General features: G+C 35.6%; 13 protein-coding genes and 1 pseudogene. 7 read left to right on the top strand and 7 right to left on the bottom strand.

Annotated elements, in window-relative coordinates; all coding sequences use genetic code 11:
• Nucleotides 1-4 precede the first annotated feature (4 nt).
• Genes B9T35_RS04790 through B9T35_RS04815 form a run of 6 tightly spaced genes read right to left on the bottom strand, consistent with a single transcriptional unit; the run spans nt 5 to nt 9,749 of the window.
• Nucleotides 5-3,112, bottom strand: a complete 3,108-nt coding sequence (locus B9T35_RS04790; RefSeq protein ID WP_086189991.1) for an efflux RND transporter permease subunit — start codon at nt 3,110-3,112, stop codon at nt 5-7.
• Complete coding sequence (locus tag B9T35_RS04795; RefSeq protein ID WP_086189992.1) at nt 3,109-6,195, bottom strand: multidrug efflux RND transporter permease subunit; 3,087 nt, start codon at nt 6,193-6,195, stop codon at nt 3,109-3,111. Before B9T35_RS04795 ends, B9T35_RS04790 begins: the two co-directional genes overlap by 4 nt.
• 4 nt (nt 6,196-6,199) lie before the next feature.
• Nucleotides 6,200-7,411, bottom strand: a complete 1,212-nt coding sequence (locus tag B9T35_RS04800) for an efflux RND transporter periplasmic adaptor subunit (RefSeq protein ID WP_086189993.1) — start codon at nt 7,409-7,411, stop codon at nt 6,200-6,202.
• Nucleotides 7,412-7,420: 9 nt separating this feature from the next.
• A complete protein-coding gene (locus tag B9T35_RS04805; protein WP_086189994.1) occupies nt 7,421-7,774 on the bottom strand; it encodes a DUF3325 domain-containing protein in 354 nt (117 codons plus the stop codon).
• Nucleotides 7,771-9,462, bottom strand: a complete 1,692-nt coding sequence (locus B9T35_RS04810; protein ID WP_086189995.1) for a PepSY-associated TM helix domain-containing protein — start codon at nt 9,460-9,462, stop codon at nt 7,771-7,773. Before B9T35_RS04810 ends, B9T35_RS04805 begins: the two co-directional genes overlap by 4 nt.
• Entirely contained in the window at nt 9,459-9,749 is a 291-nt protein-coding gene (locus B9T35_RS04815; RefSeq protein ID WP_213033351.1) for a hypothetical protein, read from the bottom strand. Before B9T35_RS04815 ends, B9T35_RS04810 begins: the two co-directional genes overlap by 4 nt.
• Nucleotides 9,750-9,991: 242 nt before the next feature.
• Between B9T35_RS04815 and B9T35_RS04820 the strand changes: the two genes are divergently transcribed.
• The 5 genes and pseudogenes from B9T35_RS04820 (at nt 9,992) to B9T35_RS04840 (ending at nt 15,670) form a co-directional block, all read left to right on the top strand.
• Nucleotides 9,992-10,507 carry an RNA polymerase sigma factor gene (locus B9T35_RS04820; RefSeq protein ID WP_086189997.1) on the top strand — a complete coding sequence of 172 codons (516 nt, stop codon included), beginning with the start codon at nt 9,992-9,994 and terminating at the stop codon, nt 10,505-10,507.
• Nucleotides 10,508-10,522: 15 nt separating this feature from the next.
• On the top strand, nt 10,523-11,479 hold the full coding sequence (locus B9T35_RS04825; RefSeq protein ID WP_086189998.1) for a FecR domain-containing protein: 957 nt from the start codon (nt 10,523-10,525) through the stop codon (nt 11,477-11,479).
• 174 nt (nt 11,480-11,653) lie between these two features.
• A complete protein-coding gene (locus B9T35_RS04830; protein ID WP_086189999.1) occupies nt 11,654-14,173 on the top strand; it encodes a TonB-dependent siderophore receptor in 2,520 nt (839 codons plus the stop codon).
• A 66-nt stretch (nt 14,174-14,239) separates the two neighbouring features.
• Entirely contained in the window at nt 14,240-14,626 is a 387-nt protein-coding gene (locus B9T35_RS04835; RefSeq protein WP_086190000.1) for a transcriptional repressor, read from the top strand.
• 154 nt (nt 14,627-14,780) lie between these two features.
• A pseudogene (locus tag B9T35_RS04840) lies at nt 14,781-15,670 on the top strand (IS5 family transposase).
• 261 nt (nt 15,671-15,931) lie between these two features.
• On the opposite strand, the gene B9T35_RS04845 reads toward B9T35_RS04840, so the two are convergent.
• On the bottom strand, nt 15,932-18,910 hold the full coding sequence (locus tag B9T35_RS04845; protein WP_086190001.1) for a BapA/Bap/LapF family prefix-like domain-containing protein: 2,979 nt from the start codon (nt 18,908-18,910) through the stop codon (nt 15,932-15,934).
• 148 nt (nt 18,911-19,058) lie between these two features.
• Here B9T35_RS04845 and B9T35_RS04850 point away from each other — a divergent pair, with 148 nt between their 5' ends.
• Nucleotides 19,059-19,478 carry a hypothetical protein gene (locus B9T35_RS04850; protein WP_086190002.1) on the top strand — a complete coding sequence of 140 codons (420 nt, stop codon included), beginning with the start codon at nt 19,059-19,061 and terminating at the stop codon, nt 19,476-19,478.
• Between the two features lie 531 nt (nt 19,479-20,009).
• Nucleotides 20,010-20,576, top strand: a complete 567-nt coding sequence (locus B9T35_RS04855) for a 1-acyl-sn-glycerol-3-phosphate acyltransferase (RefSeq protein ID WP_086190003.1) — start codon at nt 20,010-20,012, stop codon at nt 20,574-20,576.
• Nucleotides 20,577-20,593: the final 17 nt, after the last annotated feature.

Raw genomic sequence — 20,593 nt, forward strand, 5'->3', positions numbered from 1 at the left:
ATTCCTATTTTTCCCAGTTCAATACGTTTAGTTTTAAAACCCACACTTTTAAAAACTGAGAAAATCGTTCTAAAATTAAATAAAGTATTGGCGTGGTATATAAAGTTAAAAGCTGACCTAAAACCAACCCACCGACAATCACGACACCTAGTGGTTGACGCATTTCAGCCCCTTCACCCCAGCTGAATGCAAGCGGAATAGCACCTAATAATGCTGCTGTATTTGTCATGAAAATGGGACGAAAACGGAGTTGGGCAGCTGCTATAATGGCATCAAAACTCGACATTCCTTTTCTACGTTCTTGCAACGTAAAATCAATTAAAAGGATTGCATTTTTCACCACAATTCCGATCAGCAAGAACATGCCCAATAGTGCAATTAAACTAAATGGGATTTTAAACAGCCAAAGTGTGAGTAAACCGCCTAATGCAACAGCAGGTATCGTAGATAAAATCGTTAAAGGATGAATGAGACTTTCATAAGTCACTCCTAAAACAATATAAATCAATATGACTACAGTAAAAACAAGCCATGTGGTGCTTAAACCCGTTTGTAAACTTTCAGCTTCAACGTCTTTATCTGTCGTCATAAAAATTTCCTTGGGAAGCATAATATTAGGTAGTATGTTTCGAATAGCCGTTTCAGCCTGTTCAGGGCTATAACCATTTTTCACAACGTAACCGATTCCCATTGCAGCATATTGATTGCGTCGATAAATACGATCATTACTAATACCGTAAGACCACGTTGCAAAATTGGTCAAAGGAACGTACTCACCTTTATCATTAGGTACTTTTACATTTGCGAGCGATTCAGGCTGTTCTGTAAAATGTCGATCAACTTCCATGACCACATTAAATTGATTACGCTGATCATAAATAGTCGAAATTTGCCGCTGTGAAAATGAATTATTTAATACACTCGAAATTTTTTCGATGTCTACACCTAAGCGTTTTGCATTTTCACGATTTATATCCAACATGACATGTTGTGCCCCCTCATCCCCCATCGTTTCAACTTCTTCAAGTTCAGGAAGTTTTTTTATTTCTTCGGCAACTTTTGGCAACCACTGTCTTAATAATGTAATATTATCGGATTGTAGTAATAAGAGTTTCTGTTGACTGTTATGACTTGCAAAAGGGTCATCAAGTTGTAAATCTTGCTCTACATCTGCTGAAAATATTGCACCAGCTTGCCATGGCGCATTTTGTTTCAACCGTTCAATGACTTCAAATGACGTTTGCCCTTCTCGTTCAGCTTTTGGCTTTAAACTCACCATCATTAATGAATTAGTCATTCCACCACTTCCACCCGAAGTACCAATAACATCTTTTACAGCAGGGTCAGCAAGTAAGGCTTGATTAAATTTTTCAATTTTTCCTTGCATGACTTGAAAGGAAAAACCATCATCACCACGAATAAAAGCTTCGACTCTACCTGTATCTTGCTCTGGAATCACACGCTTAGGTAAGGTCTGATATAAGTATACTGAAGCAATAATTGCCCCAATCCAAAAAATAACAACTAAATAGCCATGTAATATCGCCCAACGTAAAGAACGGATATAAGCTTGTGTCAAACTTGTAATAAATAAATGACTATATTGATATAGCTTTGTTTGTTGGCTATTTTCAATCGGTTTTATACAACGCACAGATAAACTTGGAGTGAGAACCAATGAAACAAGGACAGAAATAATCACAATAAAAACTAATGTGAGAGAAAACTCTCTAAACAATCGTTCAATCACCCCACCCATGAATAAGATAGAAATAAATATTACGACTAAGGCAAAATTCATTGCTATTAGTGTAAAACCGACTTCACGAATTCCAATAATTGCAGCTTTTAATGGAGATAGACCTTTTTCAACATGCCGTTCAATATTTTCGAGTACAACAATTGCATCATCAACCACCAAACCAATCGCCACAATAATAGCCATAATCGATAAGTTATTTAATGAAAACCCCGCCAAATAAATCAAACTACACACACCAACTAAAGTAACTAACATTGCAACAGTGGGAACAATTGCACTTTGCAACTTACCCAACATGAGCGCTACGACAATAATGACCAATAGCATTGAGAAAATGAGTGTATTACGTGCTTCATTTAGACTAGCTTGAATGACCTCAGAACCATCCATCACCACTGTTAATGTTGCATCTGCTGGAATTAAAGCTTTAAGCATAGGTAACTGTTGGTTAATTTGCTCAATAGTTGCAATAGTATTGGCATTTGGTTGACGACTAATTTTTAAAATAACAGCAGGCTTGCCATTATGAAATCCACTCACATAACTGTTTTCAACTGAATCTTCAACTTGGGCGATATCTTTTAAACGGACTACGCCTTTATTGCTTTGATGAATAATTAAATTGGCAAAATCATCTGCTTTTTTAAGCTGATTTGAAAGTGCAACTTGCCATCGCCATTGTTCTTGCTCAACTACGCCTAAAGCTTGAACAATATTACTTTTTACAATCACCTCTCTGACTTGTTCTAATGAAACACCTTGGGAAATTAATTTATTTGGGTCTAAAGTAATACGAACCGCTGGCATTGATGCACCATCAATTGCAACATCACCTACACCACTAATTTTAGAAAGATTTGGTTGTAATTGTTCTGTTGCAAGTTCATATAACTTCCCTGCAGATAAGTGTTCAGAACTAAACGCCAAATAAAATATAGGGCTTTGACTAGGATTAATTTTAAAATATTCAGGTGGGCTTGGCATCCCTGAAGGTAATTGTGACATTGCGGTATTAATAGCTGCCTGAACTTCACGAGCGGCCTCATTAATGTCTGTATTTAAATCAAAATGTAAAACAACTTGAGTAGAGCTTTGATTACTAGATGAATTAATGGCTTTAATTCCAGAAATTCCAATCATTGCTCTTTCCAATGGTGTAGCCACGGTGGCAGACATACTTTCTGGACTTGCACCGGGCAAACTTGCTCGAACTACAATGGTTGGAATATCTGCTTGAGGTAATGCGGCAACAGGCAAGCGAAAATAAGCCAAGCCCCCCAATAACATAATAGCAATACCAATTAAAATACTTGCAACTGGACGATGAATGAATACAACAAACAGATTCAAGAAGATGCCCCTCTTGAAGCCAATGGCTTATTTTTTGTATGAATAGAGTGTTGTAGACGATCAAATAACAAATAGACCACAGGTGTAGTAAATAGAGTCAGAATTTGGCTTAGCAATAAACCTCCAACCATCACAATACCTAGTGGTTGCCGTAATTCTGCTCCTGAACCTGTTGCAAGCATTAACGGAATAGCACCGACCAATGCAGCTAAAGTGGTCATTAAAATCGGTCTAAAACGTAATAATGCTGCTTGATATATGGCCTCTTGCGGGGATAGTCCTTCATTGCGTTGTGCAGCAAGTGCAAAATCTACCATCATAATGCCGTTTTTCTTGACCAAACCAATCAACAAAATAATACCAATCAACGCAATCATATCTAAGGGTTGTTGCGTAAGAAATAATGCTAATAAAGCACCGACGCCTGCGGAAGGTAAAGTTGAAAGAATCGTAATAGGATGAATAAAGCTTTCATAAAGTATGCCAAGCACAATATACATCGTTACAATCGCTGCAATGACTAACCAAAACATATGCTGTAATGATTTTTCAAAAGCTGCTGCTGCTCCTTGTAATTCAACACTGAGTTCCGGTGGTAAACCTAATGATTTCTCAGCAGTATGAATTACGTTTATTGCTTCACCAAGTGAAACACCATGCGCTAAATTAAATGAAATTCCCGATGCAGGAAATTGAGCTTGTTGTTGTAATAAGATCGGTGCATGTTTTTGCTCAATTGTTGCAACTGAGCTTAAAAGCACAGCTTGACCATCTTGATTATGAATATAAGTTTGACTTAATGCTTCAATACCCTGTGTTTGTTTAGGATCAAGTTCTAAAATAATACGATATTGATTGGACTGCGTATAAAGTGTTGCTATTTGACGCTGAGCAAATAAATTTTGCAAAGCCAAACTGATATCTTCTACTGTTAGCCCTAACTTCGCTGCTGCATCTCGATTAATATCAATATAAGCTTGCCTCCCCTGACCTGCATCATCACTTGCAATATCTGAAAATTCTTTATATTGAGCTAAAGCATCAATAAATTTTGGAGTCCATTCTTCTATAAGTTGATTATTGGGTGCAGTGAGACTGAGCTGATATTGTGTACGGCTTATTTTCGATTCAATACTTAACTCTTGAATCGGTTGCATCCAGCCTTTTATTCCATGTACTTGTTCAAAACTTTCACGAAGTCTTACAATAACTTGTTCGACAGAATCACGTTCGGCATGTGGTTTTAAATTAACTAAAATACGACCAGTGCTTAATTTAGGATTATTAGCATCTATTCCAATAAATGAAGATAGACTTTCTGTTGCAGGATCTTTCAATATTTGATTGGCTAAGTCATGTTGTCGTTCAGTCATAGCTTGAAAAGAAATATGATCTGGTGCTTCAGTCACAACCTGAATCACACCACTGTCTTGGACGGGAAAAAAGCCTTTGGGAATAAACCAATACATTAGTCCTGCTAAAACAACCGTACTCAGCATGACAGCGAGAGTAAATGTTTGATGCTGAAATACCCATTTGAGTAATTTTGCATAACCATCAACAATCTGATCCAAACTCCATTTTTGCCGTTTGACTTGATGTTGACTATTTTTAAGTAAATACGCACACATCATGGGCGTTAAAGTTAGTGAAACTACAAGAGATAAAGCAATCGCTGCCGCTAAAGTCACTGCAAACTCATGAAATAAGCGACCTACAACATCCCCCATAAACAATAAGGGAATAAGTACAGCAATAAGCGAAATTGTCAAAGAAATCAGGGTAAATCCAATTTCTTTAGAACCCTTTAATGCCGCTTGTAATATAGTTTCTCCTGCCTCACGATGCCGTGTAATATTTTCAAGCATCACAATTGCATCATCTACGACAAAACCCGTCGCAATTGTTAATGCCATTAACGTTAAGTTATTGATAGAAAATCCCAAAAAGTACATCAATACAAAAGTACCAATAATAGATAAAGGTACGGCGATACTCGGAATTAAGGTTGCGGATAAACTTCTTAAAAATAAGAAAGTCACCATCACCACTAAGCAAACAGCAAAGACCAATTCCTTTTGGACATCATGAATAGAACTGCGAATACTTTCGGTACGATCAGTCAACACGCGAATATGTACGTTACTCGGCAGATTCTTTTGTAACTCAGGTAATACCTGTTTAATTTGATCTGCTACCTGAACCACATTGGCATTAGGTTGGCGTTGTATATTAATTAAAATAGCAGACTGACTATTAGCCCATGCTGCCATATAACGATCTTCACTACCCACTACTACATTTGCTACATCTTTTAAGCGAATAGGTGCATCATTATTCCACCGTAAAATTAAATTTTGATAATCCGCTATTGAGCGAATTTGGTCGTTTGCATCCAACATAGTGCTACGAAATGGACCATCAAAACTGCCTTTTGGCTGATTCGCGTTGGCTGCTGCAATTGCTGAACGTACATCTTCAGCACTCATTTTATAAGCTGCTAGTGCTGTTGGATTCATTTGCACTCGAATAGCTGGACGTTGTCCTCCTGCTAAACTCACCATTCCAACGCCTGTGAGTTGAGATAGTTTTTGTGCAACTCGAGTATCAACCATGTCGTACACAGTTGTTAATGGCAATGTATCGGAACTAACAGCAAGCGTAATCACTGGAATATCAGCAGGATTCACTTTTCTGTAAATAGGTGGTGTAGGCAAATCACTGGGTAATTTGGAGCTTGCAGTACTTAATGCAGACTGAACCTCTTGTTCAACCACACCAAGTTCCGCAGATAATTCAAACTGTAATGTAATCACAGATGCACCGACTGAACTATTAGATGACATCTGTTTCAAACCAGCAATTTTTCCCATTTCCCGCTCTAAGGGTGAGGTAATCATCCGTTGAACCGTATCGGGGTTTGCACCAGGCTGAAACGTGTAAATTTGAATAATTGGATAGTCTACTTGTGGGAGCGCTGAAACAGGTAATAACCGCCAGACAAATAAACCACTTATAAACAATGCCAACATTAATAAAATAGTGGCAACTGGGCGTAAAATAAAAAATTGAGAAATATTCATGAATTTATCCAACCGTTGGTTTAGGCAACGATTGATCAGAATCATTCTTTTGAACCACTTGAACTTCCCTTCCCTCTGAAAGTCGATCAATACCTTCTAATACAACACGTTCAGTCCCATTTAACCCCGATAAAACTTCTGTTTGTCCATTGGATGATAATCCCAATGTCAACATTTTCACTTCGGCTTTGTTATCTTTATTTATAATATAAACATAAGTTCCCTTTGCCCCATGTTGAATGGCATCACTGGGTAAATTTACTGCATTTATAATTGTTTGCGCATTTAAGCGCACATTTACAAATTGATTGGGATATAAAACATCATTTTTATTTTCAAATATAGCTTTTAATTTTAATGTTCCTGTACCCAAATCAATTTGATTATCTAAAGCATGAACCAGACCTATCGCCAATTGCTTTTGTTCTGATTTATTCCAAACGCTCACAGTCACAGTTTTATTATTCTTCGTTTCTTGGCGCACAATGTCTAGATAATTTTCAGCAATCGGAAATTGTACATAAATTGGATGCGTTTGAATAATACTCAATAATCCTGCTGGCTCATTTGCTTGAATTAAATTACCTACGTCTTTTTGTCGAAAACCAACTCGACCTTCAATGGGCGCATAAATTTTGGTATAAGAAAGTTGTAATTTTGCGGCATCAACTTGCGCTTGATTGGCTTGAACTTGACCTTTTAACTGATTGACTAAAGCTTGTTGCTGCTCAACCTGCTGTTTAGCAATAGAGTCTTGTTTATAAAGTAATTGATAGCGTGAAAGTTCTGTTTCTGCATTGATGAGTTGAGATAAATTTTGTTGTTGCACTCCTTGCGCCTGAGCCAATGCCACTTGAAAGAAAGCTGGATCGATTTGGGCTAATAGTTGCCCTTTTTTGACATATTGACCATCTGCAAAATAGAGTTTTTGTAGAGTTCCTGCCACTTGGCTCTGAACTTGAACGACATGCGCAGGTACTACTGTACCAATTGCTTTGATTTGTAATTGCATATCATTTTTTTGCACAGGTACAATCCGAACTGGTACAGGTTTGTTCCATTGGCTAAAGCTTTCATCTTTTTCAGCATGCTTTTTTTTCCAATAAGTCCACGTAATGCCTACAATCATCGCCGCGACAATAAAGCCAATCAGCCATTTCACTTTACGCTTTGCCGAATGTGATTGTATGTGTAAAGTTTCTGGTTGCTCACTCATGATTAGCTACTACTCATTAAAACGGAAAAACTGAAGCCCTAAGGCAAAAAAAATCAAAACCAATGCCATATTTAATGCAATTTGTGGACGATACGACTGAGTAAAAATAATTAGCCCAACGATAACCGTTAAAATACCAAACCAAGCTGTTAAGCCAATGCCAACACCCCATTCAGCAATACTCAAATAAAGAGCAATACAAAGAAAAAACCAACCTAAGCAATAAAAAATATGTAAATATTTTTTTGATATTCCTTGGGGAAAAGAAGCTTTTGCATGACGTTCCATAGACAAATTCAGCCCCATCATTCCGCCCAAAATGCAGGCTAAAATCGTGATAATATTAATTAGAGAAACGCTCATAAAATATCCTTAACCGGGTCTTTTGAGGATAAAGTTTTTGAGGTTTTTATCGTTTTTTTGGCTGTTTTTATTATAGGTTTTAAAATTGCATTACGTTTTATCCAAACTCGATATGCCGACCAAGCAAGTACAAGACCTATTATAAAAAATCCAATATCGATACTTGCAAGTGCATAGTCTGCTTGCCGAAGCGTGATACCCAAATGTCGTTCTGTCGTGAATAAATTTAAAATTGGCAAAAACAAATAAGCCAAAGCAGCAATAATAAGTAACTCAAACCATGCCTTTGCAATCGGTCTAAATAAGCTATAAATAAAACTGACCAATAACGTGATATATAATGTATGTACTTCCCATGCTGCACGACCAGAAAAACCACTATCAATAAAACGATTTGCCCAAAAATAAGTGGCTATTGCTAAAGGCAATCCTGCAATTACGGCTATATTTAATCGCTCAACCAATGCATGTCCAAATGACATTTGCCCTGCCTTAATTTGTTTTGGTCGTCGTTTTACTGTCCATAAGACTAATCCCGTTGCAATCATTGCTGTACCAAGTAAGCCTGTAATGACATAAAAAATACGCATTAAAGGTGATGCAAATAAGCCTTCATGTAATCCCAACATCGTATTGGCAAATTTTAGTGGTGCTTTTTCTTGATTATTGAGGTCTTTACTCAGTATTTTTCCAGTAAATAAATCAAAATCCATTGAAGTCCGCTGCCTAACGACACTGTCATTATTGATTTTATAAAATTCCAGTTTTGGTGGTGTATTTCCCTTTTGTGGATAAAAATTAACACTGCTAATACTGTCTTTACCCCATTGTTGCTGGGCTTGTTTTAAAAGCGGTTGAACATTTACAAAGTTGGTGGCAGATTGTCCTAAAGTCATTATTTTTGTATTTTCAAATGAAGGTGAAAAACCACTATCTTGATATAGCTCCTCATAAAATCGATCTACTTTTTTTTCTCCAAAACCATACACCATGGGTACACCCAATGGCATATAAGCATTTGCAAAGAAAATAAGACCGCTATAGGTGATCATGATGTAAAAAGGTAATGCAATGACGCTTAGTACTGCATGGGCATCTAGCCAAGATCGTTGACCTTTTGCAGGACGAAAAGTAAAAAAATCTTTGAATATTTTTTTATGTGTAATAACGCCAGAAATAATGGTAACAAACATAAACATGGTACAAATTCCAACGATGCGAATTGCCCAATCGTAAGGAATGTAATGCAGTGCATAATGCATCCGATATAAACTATCTCCACCGCCTGTTTCTCTCGGCTTAATAGTCTGTGCCAAAGCTAGTCCTGTATTAGCATCTAAAGTTTCTTGTTTATATTCCCCATAGCGCTGATCTTGTTTGGCTGGTTGTGACCAATTTACATTTAACTCATCACGACCGCGCTCATTGACTAAAAAGTTAATCCCCCAACGTTCGGCTGTTTGTGCTTCAGAATTCATTTTTAAATAATGATAGGCTTTATTTAATTGTTCAGATGTATTTGGAATCATGGAAGATTGCAGTGGTCGTTCAGGCTGCATCCATCGAGTAAGTTCAACTTGCACATAACCCGCAGTACCTGTAAGAAATACAAAAAAAAGTACCCAACCCACAACTAGACCTGTCCACGTATGTAGCCATGCCATACATTGGCGAAAACCCTGTTTCATGACTGCCCCCATTTTTGAAGACACCATGTCAAAATGCTAAGTACAGTGATAATGATAAAAGTAAGCTGTATTGCAAAAATCGTGCGCTTAACGGTAAAAATACCAATAATGAAGCTGAGCCACACTACAAAGCTCAATAAAAGTCCTGTATAAGTTGCAAGCGCACGTTGGTCTGGAAACATGAGCCCAATACAAGCCACTGTTAAACTCGCAATCAGGAAGCCACCGAAAATTGCGAGAATAATTCGAATGAGTACCATCATGCGATAATGCTGTAGCTCACTCAATGTTAAAAAATCCAGTTTCATTAATACATTTCACTACTTCAAAATTAGATATCTTTTCTACATACGCCTGCATGTATTACCTACTAAGACGAATGAATCGTAAAAAGAGCTCATTTATTCATGTAATTATTTGTATTATTATTTATTGCATTTAAGAATGATTATCATTAATATTCGCTTTTATATTTCTATGCCTCAAAAAATCTGTACAGATTCTAAATTGCTCATTTATGGAAAACCTCATGAATATGAATGTACAAAAGCAGTTATGGTTTAGTCATGTTTATCGAACCTATCAAAGTTCATTATTATCTTGGTTTAAACATAAACTTCAACATCATCATCAATCTGAAGATTTAAGTCAGGAGGTTTTCTATCGGGCATTAAAAAGCCAATATGCCTATGAAAGTATTAAAGAGCCGCAAGCATGGTTAATGGGTATTGCAAAACATGTTATTATCGATCATTGGAGGCATCAGCATGTTGAACGCTTATACTTAGATGCTTTGACACATATTCCCGAAGAGTATTACCCTTCTGCTGAGCATGAAGTATGTATACGAGAAACATTATACCAAGTACAACTCATGCTAGAAAAACTACCACAACGAGCAGCTCATGTTTTTCTTCTTTCTCAACTTGAAGGTTTAACTTATTATGCAATTAGTGAAAAACTAGACATTTCTGAAGCAACTGTAAAACGTGATATGAAACTCGCTTTTTTAGCATGCCTAAGTTTATATAATGAAGAAAACTGATTTTAAATTAATATTATGATCATTAAGCACCCTATCCCTGAACATATTTTAGATGAAGCAACTGATTGGTTGGTATTACTTCATTCAGGTGAGATGACTGAACCACAGTTTCAACAATTTGAACAATGGAAAGCTCAAAATCAAACGCACGCATTAGCCATCAAACAAATAGAAAAATTTACAAATGGTTTATCACATTTACCCAATACCTTTCAGCACGAAAATTTAGTCCAATCTAAAAAACGGTTTAATTCAACATTAAATAGAAACATGCTCCTTGGTTTCTCAACAATTATACTTTTAGGATTCACTTTATATACGTTGCCTTGGAATGAATGGCGAGCAGGTCAACATACCAAAGTAGGTCAAATAAAAACATTAATCTTAGAAGATGGTTCTAAACTCGTACTTGCAAGTAATAGTTATATCAATATTAATTTTTCAGAAAAAATGCGGAAAATTGAACTGATTAATGGGGAAATTTTCATTCAAACAGCCAAAGATAAACGACATCGACCATTTTTGGTAGAAACAAGAAACGGCCAGCTAGAGGCATTAGGTACCCAATTTACTGTCCGTCAGAATAATAACCATAAAACTAAAATTAATGTCTATCAACATGCTGTAGCCATTCATCCATCTGCAACATCAGAAAGTAAAATTATTCATCAAGGTCAGCGAGCTGTCTTTGGTGATAAAACTATTTCAAAACTGATTCCACTTAAAAATCAGCAGCCTTATTGGACTCAACATTTACTCGTTGTAGAACAATGGCCATTAAAAAAAGTTATCTCTGAGTTATATCGCTATAAACATGGGACTTATGTTCTAGATCAAAGTATTCAAAATACCCAAGTCTCTGGTGTGTTTTCACTTGATAATATTCAACAAAGTTTAGAAACTTTAGCGTATTCAAATCAATTAGAGCTAACCTTTTATACGCCATACCTTTTAAATATAGACAAAAAATAATTTCCGATGTAGCTGAATACATAGACCTCTGGCATAAAACCCCTTGACTTATTTTTAGAGGGAAAAATTTAAAGGTCATAAAGACTCATCTAAGATATTTAATTTTATAAAAATGAGCTGTTTTTTTATGTCATCCGACTTATACAAATAATACACTCTCAAATGAGAATTTTCATGAAGGAATATCAATCCAATACAGCCTTATGTTTGGCGATTAGAGCTATATTTCTAGGGATGCCCTTACTTGTAAGTACTTTTACAACAACATCTATTTATGCAGCAAGTGAGCAAAATTTTGCTATTTCAAAGAATTCTCTTAATCTTGTTTTGAAAGAATTTGCTATACAAACAGGTATTACGATTAGTTATGATGCTGAAAACTTAGCAAAGCTACAAAGTAATGGAATTAAGGGATCTTATTCAGTTAATCAAGCTTTAGAGAAGTTACTCAAGCCACATCGGTTAGAATTTATAAAGTTAGAAACAGGTGGCTATGCCATCCAAAAACAAATCATTCAGCCTACCTCTCCTAAAATTATAACCTTACAACCAATTCATGCCCAAGCAGATACTACAGCTCAAAAAAATAATTCAAATATAGCAGAGTCTGATGGAACCGTATTACCAACAATTTCGATGACAGCTTCAAATGATAAGCAACAAGCCCAGATTGGGAAAACACTGCAAAACTTAAAAGAAATTCCTCAATCTGTTACTGTGGTTTCTCGGGAACGTATGGATCAACAAGGATTAAAAACCTTAGATGATGTCATGCTACAAACAACAGGTGTTACCCGTGAACAACTTTGGTTAAATAACAATTATAGTTCTCGTGGTTTAAAGATTGAGAATATCCGGTACGATGGTGGAGGAACATCAACAATTCAAGACCGAAATAATAATGCCGACATGGCACAATATGAATCTGTTGCACTGTTACGTGGAGCTGATGGGTTATTTGGTGCTGGTGAAGCTGGTGGTGTTATTAGCCTGACATCTAAGCGGCCAAAAGCAGAAGCGGAACTCAACGGAACCTTAAGTGCAGGTAGTTGGAATAACTATCGGACTGAAATTGATGGTACAGGCTCACTCAATCAAGATCAGACTATTCAAGGACGTGCTGTTGCAGTCTTTCAAGATCAAGATTTTTTTTATAAACCTACGCATAATCGTCGTGAAATGTTTTACGGTGCTTTGAATTTTCAATTTACACCACAAACAACATTATTTACGGGTGCAAGTTATCAAAAAGATAAAACTGATGCCTTTAATGCAAGCTTACCCCGTTGGCAAGATGGAGCTGATTTAGAGTTGCCTCGAAGTACAACTACAGGGGCTCCTTGGGGATGGATGAAGCGAGAAAATGTTGCTTTATTTGCTAATTTAGAACACGAAATTAATGATGAGTGGAAAGCACAATTCAATGTCCGTCATAACATTGGTGATGATGGTATTAATACAGCCGAAATGGAAGGCGCTGTTAATTATGAAACGCTAGAAAGCCAATGGTGGCGGAATCAGAGTAAAACTGATTTTAAAGAAACGACCTTGGATTTAAATTTACAAGGAAGTTTTAATCTATTCAATCAAAAGCATGATGTCATTTTAGGAATTGACCAAACTAATAATAAAAAAAATTATAAAGAAAATTGGATTTATTATGCCGATGGAAATGCCTTCAATCGTGTACCTCCACCTGAATGGGACTACCCTGCACAACCTTGGGATACAAATACTACAAATAAAAAAAATATCACAGCTACTTATGGTTCATTACGTTTTCGCCCGATAGAACAATTAGCTGTGATTGTAGGTGGACGGTATACTTTTAACGATGAAACGACCTTAATAAAAAATAAATTAGATAATAATGTGTATATAACAACTAAAAATAAATATAAGGAAGATAATAAGTTTGTTCCATACTACGGAATAACTTACGATATTTTTCCATCAACAACACTTTATACAAGTTTTGCTGAAATTTATAAAAGTCAAAGAAATTATTTAGAAAATGAGGCAGATACTGTAGGTTTAAAGCCACTCACTGGGCGAAACATTGAATTTGGAGTTAAACATGAATTAACCTCCAATCTATTAGCTTCGATTGCCTATTTTGATGTTCAAAAGGAAAATGAGAAAGTCTATAAGTCTTGGACAGCTTTAGGAAATAGCAACTCATCATGTTGCTATGTTGCATCAGGATCAATGCAAAGCAAGGGAATAGATTTAGAATTAAATGGTCAAATCACTCCTGAATGGGAGATTGCTCTTGGCTATACCTATAATAAAAATGAAAATAAAGAAAATTTAGACCAACCTTATGATACTTACACACCTAAACATCTTTTAAAAATATGGACAAATTACAAACTTGACCAATGGCTTGAAGGGTTAGAAATAGGCGGTGGTGTCACAGCTCAGAGTAAAACTTATGCTACAGGTTATAAACAAGAATTTAACCCCATTACAAATAAGTTTGATGGCGCTTGGGTGAACGTAGATATTGTACAACCACACTATACTCTTTGGTCACTGCGAGCTGCTTACGAAATTAATTCTAATTTAAATCTAGCACTCAATTTAAATAATATTCTTGATAAAAAATACTATAGCACAATCGGTATTCCTGGTTATGGAAACTTTTATGGAGAGCCTAGGAGCCTTCTTTTAACGTTGAAAGCTAAATATTAATTGATCATAAATAGACGTACTTTTGTACGTCTATTTTAAATATACAATTTAAAAGGCTTATTATTCATGATTAATTACTCGCCCCAATTCCCAAATAGTCTAAACCCAACAAAAGCAAGGCTTGCGATATTCAATCTGCTTAATACAAGTCTAACAAGACTCACTGCAGATGAAATATATCTTCGTATTAATAAAAAAGTAAGCATTACTATTCCTAGTGTTTATCGTATTTTATTAGAACTAGAAAATTTTAAGCTTATACACAGAACATCTTATGGAAAAGAAAAAGCAACCTATAAAATAATAAATACAAAAATTTCTTGTAATAAAATAGATTTAGAGACTAAAAAAATATCGGCAAATACTGATCAAGAAATTAATATTTTATTAAATAAAATATATCTTCTTTTAGATGATGATGTTGTCAATATTGAATTAAATATTTATAAATAGAATTTTGGTAGTATTTCCAAACGTGTTCTATTTATTTTAACACCACCATATAAAGCCATGATTAATAGATGTCCTAAATAGAAATATTTCCTTGATTAACGGCTTTGTTGCACAAAGCTGTTCTTAAAAACTTCTTGAGTAATATAATTTCCGAATGAAGAAGCCTATATCCAAAATCTATCGTACAACCAATTGGTCCTCGTATAACCAAACTTTAATCAAGCGAGGAAATATTTTCAATTTGGTTCGACCCTAAGACTCAATGGTACGCTCGGCCACAAGGCAAGCATGGACGAAATTAAATTTCTATTTTGCCTTTCTTTACATATGGTCACTGGCTTTATTCAAAGCCCTATTCAACTTTGTGGTTTAGATTGGATAACTCCGAATATCAGTGAAATTCGTATTAAACTCTCTGTCGCAGACAAAAACATATTGAGATAGATTTTCAGAAAAATCATGATGGACTACATCTACTCGTCGATTCAACAGGCTTAAAGTTTTTAGGTGAAGGTGAGTAGAAGCGTAAGAAATATCAGCCTGAATACCGTCGCCAATGGCTTGATACATACTGGTATAGATGCTAAAACCCTGCAAATACGGGCAGTTCAGCTGACAACGAATAATGTAAGTGATTCACAAGTCCTTGGAGACCTACTTAATCAAATCCCGTTGGATGAGTAGATTGATTTAGTCTATACAGGTGGGGCTTATGACACAAAACAATGCCGTCAGGTCATTGCAGATCGGCAAGCACATGCAGTGATTCCACCCAGAAAAAATGCAAAGCCTTGGAAAGATATAAAAGTTCATTCGCGAGATCGAAATGAATTACTTCGAACAGTTAATCTTGCGAAGCAGTGCTTCTCAGGCAGGACACTATGGAAAAAATGGTCAGGCTATCATCAGCGAAGTTTGGTAGAAACTAAGATGCATTGCATCAAATTATTAGGAGATAAACTCAGTGCAAGAAATTTTCAAAGCCAAGTCAATGAAATTCATGCACGTGTACCAGTCCTCAATAGATTTACGGAATTAGGCTGACCTCATACCCAAGTTGTCACTTAAACTTGAATAACTTAAGGAAAGTTTAGCTTTTGAATATTTGTGCAACAAAGCCGATTAACATTAATTACTAGATAGATTTCCAAACTCTTCCAGACATAACTTTGTAATTGTAAAATCGCTTTAAAAGTTACTATCGTGTTTGGAAGAAATCAAAGTAATAATATTCAATTTTAATTTGACTATAAAAAAGCTCATTAAGGAGCTTTTTTATAGTCAAATTTTAGATCAAATTATCCATTAAAAGATAATTTGATTGTTTTTAAGTAGCTCATCTAAATCAAATTTAGTTGTTTTCTGAGTAAATAATAATAAATTTTCAGTATAATAATGCGTCCCTTGCCCATCGCGATCAACTGTGAGTGTTGCTGTTTGAGTATGTTCATCATACTTAATACCCAAATAATCATGAATGTTCAATGCCGTTGCAGTCGAATCAAGGAGGTGTGATAAGTCAATTTTCTGTGCTGAGCCAACAATGAAATTATTTTCAGTTGTTGTGAAATGCCCCCCAAGATTATCATCGTTTAATATATTGAAAACGATGTCATTAGTAACCAACTCATCACTATTTAAAGTTAAAATTAATGTTGATTTAGAGAAATCAAATTGGTTGATATAAATATTCCCTAAACCAGATTGATAATCGAATACTCCAGTAACTGTATCAGATTTAAGACCGTCTTCATCATATACAGTAATTTCGACTTTGCGCTCACCCGCTGAAATCGATTGTCCTGATTTAACACCAAACATTAACAGGTTAATTGCATCTGTAAAATCCTGCTGATCTAGCGCACCATTTGTCGCAATAAGTGTCAACTCAGAATGATCTGCCTTCCATACTGCTTTCATACCTTCAGGTAAAACAGGAGTAATAATGGTGCCATTCAAATCACCTGTCACTTTAATTACCGCTTTGGAAACTTCTCCACTGTCATCATCAGAAATTGTGAAACCTGCTCCAGATAAAGCAGACACATTTCCTTTAATTTCATCAGCTCCAGTACTATCAGGATTAATCACAGAAATCGTGTTTACACCATCCTTTAGATTAAGGTGATTCAGGCGTGACATATCTACATCAGAGATATATAGCTCTACTAGTTCCGTTGATGTTGTACTTAGTGTACCAAATAGGCGAACTCCATCTTCAGTAATCACTACTTGAATGCGTGGTAAGCCATAAATATTTCCCTCCCAAGGCTTGGCAGTACCAAATTCCTGTAAATCGCCTTTTGAATCATAATATTTAAGCAATATTTGATTAGTCCCATGCGTTTTATCACTATTTTCCATTTGAAAAACAGCTTTATTACTATTGTTAGATTTGATCAGATCTACGCCATTAACCATCAATGTGAAAGCATTATCTACTTCATTTAAGTTAATAATGATTCTTGCATTATCAGAATCACTACCTAAATCCACATTTAAATCGTGCTTATTAAATTTTGAAGCATTGACACCGCCTGAAATAATACCACTTTCAAACTGACCACCTCCCATATTACCACCCGTCACTTCAAGTGATTTAGTTGGCTCTACAGAAATCACTTCTGGCGCAATTAAGCTATCCGTTGCGCCGCTACCCGAATTTTTGACAGCATCAAAATAACTACTATCAGCAATAGAAGCTTTGGCATCACCTATTGTATAAGTAATTGGCGCTGTCCAAGTTAAACCATCATCATTAGAGATTAAGCCACCGCTATTTGCTGGATTGTTAAAATCAAAGCCCTGTGTAGTCAATAGTGATTTAATCTGTGCAGCTGTTAATGGAATACCATTTGCATCATAAGGCACTTCAGAAAATTTAATCATGATCACTGGATCAATCAAATTATTTTCCTCAAGTTCGATGGTCAATCTCGGTGGTACGCTATCAATCTTGCCTTGGTCTGTCGCAGTCGTGCTATTGCCCGCTGGATCCGTCACTTTACCAACAACTGTAAACTCGCCATCCGGTAAGCCATTCGGCACATCCACTGTGTAGCTGCCATCTTCTTTGACCGTGGTGCTCACGGTTTGGCTTGCGCCATCTTGGTCAGTGATGCTGATTTCAATGGTACTGCCCGCAGGTTCATCGGTTTTACCCGTAATCGTTGGGGTGTTGTCATTGCCTGTTGCCGGGACTTCGATGGTCAATCTCGGTGGTACGCTATCAATCTTGCCTTGGTCTGTCGCAGTCGTGCTATTGCCCGCTGGATCCGTCACTTTACCAACAACTGTAAACTCGCCATCCGGTAAGCCATTCGGCACATCCACTGTGTAGCTGCCATCTTCTTTGACCGTGGTGCTCACGGTTTGGCTTGCGCCATCTTGGTCAGTGATGCTGATTTCAATGGTACTGCCCGCAGGTTCATCGGTTTTACCCGTAATCGTTGGGGTGTTGTCATTGCCTGTTGCCGGGACTTCGATGGTCAATCTCGCTGGTACGGTATCTACAACAGCACTATCAGGGATTGATTCAGCAGATTCACCTGCATCATTGGTCACTGTCGCTGTAACTTTAAGCTCACAGCCTTCGATTGGACGATCTACTTCTATTGTCACTACGCCTGCATTAATATTTTCACTCGTTACGGTATGCGTATACTCTTTCCCAGTTTGATCTATAACAGTAACTTTATCACCTGCACGAGCACCATTCGGTAGACCTATACTTACATTAACTGTATTTAAACTGCCTAATTCTTCTTTATTCAAAAAACTATCATTATTTTTATCATTTGAGATAAAAATAGTTGGTGCTTCTAATACCTTTGATAATACTTCTGAATTACCAGCATTATCATTACTTGATGATCCTGTAGCAGCACCAATTCCTCCAGCTACAACACCACCAATAATCCAAGGTAAACCACCAATACCGCCTGAACTACCCGTAACAATCGGAAGTAATTCTTCTAATCCTGTCACTTCTTTAAATGCAGCAGCTCCATCCTCCCACACCATTTTCTCAAACGCACAAACAGTGCCCTCAAAAACCAGATCAGAAGTTTGACCATTGGCATCTTTCACAAAATAATTTTCTAAAGTGATTGTTTCACCATTTTTTAATTTTATTATTAAATCATTACCATTTTGAATTATTTCTGCAATATCTTCTTTATGTAACTTGGTCTGAATTATCGATGCTTTTTCTAATAAAATTTCACTTGAATTTGTAGAAAATCTACTTAATGAAACTTTATCTATAACTGTAAAATTTTGCATATCGAACAGCCAAACTCTATAAAAATTAGAAAAATATTTTAACAGAGCGCTATTTTTTTGTACAATATCCGTGTTCAATTTTACTTTTTTTTTACAAAAAAGTAAAAAAAAATCCTTTTAAAATTTTATATATCTTTTAGGAATCATAATGTTAAAACACTCCCTTCTTATAGCAAGCCTACTACTCTCTTTATCCTCTTGTTCTACGTTTAAAACAACCCATAATTTTAAAAAACCATTAAATTTAATGTTTATAAACAATGATATAAATACAATTCCACTTCAAATTAAGCGTAATGAAAAACTTTGTGATGATGATAAAGAAAATAACCAAAATTGCCCTATAAAATTATATATTGATGATTTTAAGGCAGGCGATTTTTATATAAATAATGCAACTACGTATTATTTAAAGCCTAATGAATATGTACTAACTGTTAAAAACTGCAAGGAGAAATGCAATACTTTTCACATGAAAATAATCATAGATAGTAAGTTACCAACCACAAGCTTAATATTATCAATTAACCAAGAAGGAAAACCATTTATTATAAATAAAAACTTATAAATAAATGTTTAATATGAAATTAAATATAGATTCTTTTTTAATAATTAAAAATCATTAATTTCAATTTTAAACATACATAAACTGAGGATTTGTTGTGTCTTCTAATGAATCGGTTTTTGTAATTCAATCGTATACAATTCATATTTTTAGGCTGCTGTACGAAGTTTACATCTATAATGACAATTAAATAACCATCGATTTTGTAGGTGCTTTTGGTTGAATAATGGACTATCACCATTCTCCTAGAGCAATAACTGGTCTTCTTAAGTCAGTATCGAAGGTCAACCTGTTGATGCAGAATGAGCTTTCAGAATCGCAATCATCAATTTATAAGTAAGCCAAGAGATGCCTGTGAGTGTTTTAAATGTTAAAATTGTTTTATTTATTATTACGACTCTCTAATCCAACCCACTAAAACCTACAGAATTATTACAAACTCATGTCATGATTTAGCATTTATAACATTGTTTTTTTTAAATTTTAATCGCAAAATTCGATCTTCTTTTTTCATACATAACACAAAGGTCAAAAATGAAAAAGCAACTTGGTGAACTTACTTTCAAACTTGCAGGTTGGAAGTACCATGTTGAACCTAATGTCCTTGAAAACAAACAAGTCATCATTGGCTTTGAACATACCTCAATGATGGATGCGATCCTTTCACTTGCTCTTTTTCAAATTTACGATATTAAAATTCACACTTTAATCAAAAAAGAGCTCTTCAAAGGTCCAATGAAACCAATTTTAGAAAAAATTGGGGGAATTGCAGTAGACCGAAACTCAAATAAAGATATCGTTTCTCAAATGGTTGAGCTTTTTGAAAGCAATGATCAATTCAATTTAGTGATTGCACCTGAAGCTACTCGTGCAAAAAATGAGGAAGAACGCAGACCTATTCGTACAGGTTTTTGGCATATTGCCAAAGCAGCTGGTGTACCTATTGTTTTTATGTATGCAAACTCGACTACTAAACAAGGTGGAATTTTTGGGAAAATTTACCCAAGTGATTTAGATCATGACCTTGCTGAAATTAAACGTTTGTATAAAGAGAATACAGGTTTAGATATCGTTATTCCTGTTGCAAAATCTATCACATAAAATAATTTGATGATTAA

Source organism: Acinetobacter sp. ANC 3832 (assembly GCF_002135415.1).
In the GTDB taxonomy this organism is placed as follows: domain Bacteria; phylum Pseudomonadota; class Gammaproteobacteria; order Pseudomonadales; family Moraxellaceae; genus Acinetobacter.

Coding starts and splice junctions, on each gene's coding strand:
- B9T35_RS04795 (WP_086189992.1), bottom strand. CDS start 6,195: ATGAATATTTCTCAATTTTTTATTTTACGCCCAGTTGCCACTATTTTA.
- B9T35_RS04800 (WP_086189993.1), bottom strand. CDS start 7,411: ATGAGTGAGCAACCAGAAACTTTACACATACAATCACATTCGGCAAAG.
- B9T35_RS04805 (WP_086189994.1), bottom strand. CDS start 7,774: ATGAGCGTTTCTCTAATTAATATTATCACGATTTTAGCCTGCATTTTG.
- B9T35_RS04810 (WP_086189995.1), bottom strand. CDS start 9,462: ATGAAACAGGGTTTTCGCCAATGTATGGCATGGCTACATACGTGGACA.
- B9T35_RS04820 (WP_086189997.1), top strand. CDS start 9,992: ATGAATATGAATGTACAAAAGCAGTTATGGTTTAGTCATGTTTATCGA.
- B9T35_RS04825 (WP_086189998.1), top strand. CDS start 10,523: ATGATCATTAAGCACCCTATCCCTGAACATATTTTAGATGAAGCAACT.
- B9T35_RS04830 (WP_086189999.1), top strand. CDS start 11,654: ATGAAGGAATATCAATCCAATACAGCCTTATGTTTGGCGATTAGAGCT.
- B9T35_RS04835 (WP_086190000.1), top strand. CDS start 14,240: ATGATTAATTACTCGCCCCAATTCCCAAATAGTCTAAACCCAACAAAA.
- B9T35_RS04845 (WP_086190001.1), bottom strand. CDS start 18,910: ATGCAAAATTTTACAGTTATAGATAAAGTTTCATTAAGTAGATTTTCT.
- B9T35_RS04850 (WP_086190002.1), top strand. CDS start 19,059: ATGTTAAAACACTCCCTTCTTATAGCAAGCCTACTACTCTCTTTATCC.
- B9T35_RS04855 (WP_086190003.1), top strand. CDS start 20,010: ATGAAAAAGCAACTTGGTGAACTTACTTTCAAACTTGCAGGTTGGAAG.